The organism is Pseudomonas sp. HMWF006 (assembly GCF_003061205.1).
Lineage (GTDB): Bacteria > Pseudomonadota > Gammaproteobacteria > Pseudomonadales > Pseudomonadaceae > Aquipseudomonas > Aquipseudomonas monsensis.
The window spans coordinates 4,819-7,289 of the sequence record NZ_QAIU01000626.1 but is presented as its reverse complement, the minus strand read 5'-3'; the positions used below and the strand labels follow the sequence as shown (position 1 = coordinate 7,289).

5 protein-coding genes are annotated in these 2,471 nt (G+C 55.8%); 3 read left to right on the top strand and 2 right to left on the bottom strand.

Going from position 1 to position 2,471, the window contains the following annotated elements; all coding sequences use genetic code 11:
• Window positions 1-457, bottom strand: a 457-nt coding sequence (locus DBR24_RS34275; protein WP_371921376.1) for a penicillin acylase family protein, incomplete at its 3' end; no start/stop codon positions are given.
• Window positions 458-897: 440 nt separating this feature from the next.
• On the opposite strand from DBR24_RS34275, the gene DBR24_RS29020 reads away from it, so the two are divergent.
• A complete protein-coding gene (locus DBR24_RS29020; protein ID WP_128616413.1) occupies window positions 898-1,275 on the top strand; it encodes a fe2+ zn2+ uptake regulation protein in 378 nt (125 codons plus the stop codon).
• Between the two features lie 18 nt (window positions 1,276-1,293).
• Here the strand turns inward: DBR24_RS29020 and DBR24_RS29015 are convergent, their stop codons facing one another.
• On the bottom strand, window positions 1,294-1,482 hold the full coding sequence (locus tag DBR24_RS29015) for a hypothetical protein (protein ID WP_123469017.1): 189 nt from the start codon (window positions 1,480-1,482) through the stop codon (window positions 1,294-1,296).
• Window positions 1,483-1,639: 157 nt separating this feature from the next.
• Between DBR24_RS29015 and DBR24_RS31180 the strand changes: the two genes are divergently transcribed.
• Window positions 1,640-1,780, top strand: a complete 141-nt coding sequence (locus DBR24_RS31180; RefSeq protein ID WP_007918111.1) for a hypothetical protein — start codon at window positions 1,640-1,642, stop codon at window positions 1,778-1,780.
• Between the two features lie 250 nt (window positions 1,781-2,030).
• Window positions 2,031-2,471 (top strand): MFS transporter (locus tag DBR24_RS34270; protein WP_256591948.1); only part of this gene is annotated, 441 nt, incomplete at its 3' end.

Below are 2,471 nucleotides of genomic sequence, written 5' to 3'. Positions count from 1 at the left end.
GCCTGACCACATCCTGCGCTGCGATGTCACGTACCCATTCACCCTGACATTGCTGCGGCAGGCCCTGCTGCCGGCGTTCGGCCAGATAGCGGTTGTAACCGGCGGCGTAGCCTTCGACCAGGTCACGCACCGGGGTCGGCTGAGCCTGCCAGAAAGCCTGCACCGCCTCCGGCGTATTGAGCCAGGTAAAGAACATATCGCTGACACGGTTCTCGCGCTGTTCGACGGTCAACTGCTCAGGGCCGAAATAGCGCGAACGCTCACCGTTGACCGTGACGACTTCGTTGGCCAGCAGGCACAGGTTGTCTTGCGCGTAGGCATAGCCAATGCCGAAACCGAGGCCGCGTTCGTTTTCGGCGCGGATGTGCGGCACGCCAAATCCGGTGCGCCGAATATCGGCACTGGCCGCAGTGGCCGGGCTGAACGCATGGGCCGACACGCTCAGCCCGAGAAACATACCGGCGACGGTGAGTTGCAAGCTTCTGGCAACAAACTTCGAGTCAAAGCACAACCCGTCCCGTGATTCCGAATGTTCAACTTGCCGCTTGCAGCTCGAAGCTTGCAGCTGCTTCCGTCCGGTTAACTGCCTGGAAATAATCACGCTCGCTCCTGATCGAAATGCCGAAGAGCGGATCACGCCAACCGTGGGAAACGACACAGGCTACGCTCCGCTCTGAAAACACCCACGCGTCCACGCGCAATGAGCCTGAGCAAGAAACGAAGCCGGAGAAAAAAATTTAGCCCGCGTGACAGCGGATATAGGCCGTGATTACAAGGAAAGAACGAATTTCCGACAAATTTTCCACATTTTTTCTTTCATGATTTGTCGTGCTGATACGTCTTGTTTAGAGAACGCCCCAATAACCCTCCCGATCAGACTCTGAAAGGAGCCATCGCATGTACAACTCGCAACTACCAACGGACGGTAGCCAGGCGCAACAAGGAGCCTCCATGAGCCCCCACGCGAGCGATTTCGGGCCACGTGTCGACCGTCACGGTAACGAGCGAATCCGCCTGCTGCTGAAAAGTTTCGGGCTGCGCACCAGTCTGATTCGCCTCAAAGTCCTCGACGCCCTGCTGGTCGCCGCGCAGACCGATCGTCGTCTGGGCGTGCGCGGGGTCCATACCCAATTGCTGGATCTGGATATTCCGCTGTCCTTCCTCAGTGTGCGCGAAGTCCTCAAGCGCCTGTGCGCTGAAGGCGTGATTACCTTCAACGCCGACAAGAGTTACAGCCTGCATCCACAGGCTGCAGCCGTCCTCAACAACGATTGAAAGGCGCGGCGATCGCCGTCAAGGCTTGACCTTGCGGCGCATCACACCATTGATCACCACCACAACCACCGCCACGCCGATGGCGATGTACTGGAATGTCTTTTCGTCGATCTTCCCGGCGTTCTGCAGCCAGGACAGGCCAAGCATGATCACCAGCACAGACACGGCGATCAGAATCGAATATATCAAGCGTTGCTTCTGGGTCATTGCGGTTTCCTGAACCTTTGGAATGTATCCGGTTTGTATCCGTTTGCATGCCATGCGCTTACCCTTTTACGGGGATGCGCCGCGACATTCGGGGTCTCATGTTACAGCCGATGAAGAGTTTTGGCTTCATGACGGCGTAACCATGAGGATTTCTGAAATGCTGCGTCGAATCACCTGGCTGATTCCCGTTCTTGCCTTGCTGACCCTGAGTGGCTGCATCATCTTCCCCCACGGCGGCTGGCACGATGACCATCACCGTTATTACCAGGGCGGCCCTGGCTATTATCAACATCGTTAAGTGAAGAACTTCTGTATATCCCGAGTCCAATTATTTCCCGCTATTCAATGCGCTTACGCAATGTAGGCGCATTTTGCGTAAAGTATCTGCAAAACCAGTAGGACGATTCGCCATCAACTGTAATACCTCCTCCAAAAGTAAAAATACGCAAACTATAGATATATACCGTCACACCAAATCCATATAAACCCACATAGCCGCCCCTTACTCTCTGCACTCTTGCTGTTTAACTTGATGAACCAGAAAGCATATGCAGAGAATTTTGATAAACATCCCTCCCACACGAGCGCTCGGATTCTGTCTGGCACTGACCTTGTTTGAACTGACCACTTACATGGCCAGTGACATGATCATGCCGGCCATGTTGAAGGTCATCCATACGTTTAATGCCGATAGCCGTCATGTTCCCTATGCGTTCAATCTGTATTTGCTCGGCGGTGTCTGCCTGCAAGGGCTGATTGGCCCCTTGTCCGATCAACTGGGGCGGCGGCGCATGTTACTGGCCGGTTGTGCGCTGTTCAGCGCGGCCTGCGCGGCGGCGTTCGCTGCCGGCAGCATAGAAGCGTTCAACCTGCTGCGGCTGGTGCAAGGCATGAGCCTGGGTTTTGTCGTCGCCGTCAGTTACCCCGCCCTTCAGGAAGTCTTCTGCGAGGCCGACGCCGTACGCCTGATGGCCTTGCTCGGCAACGTC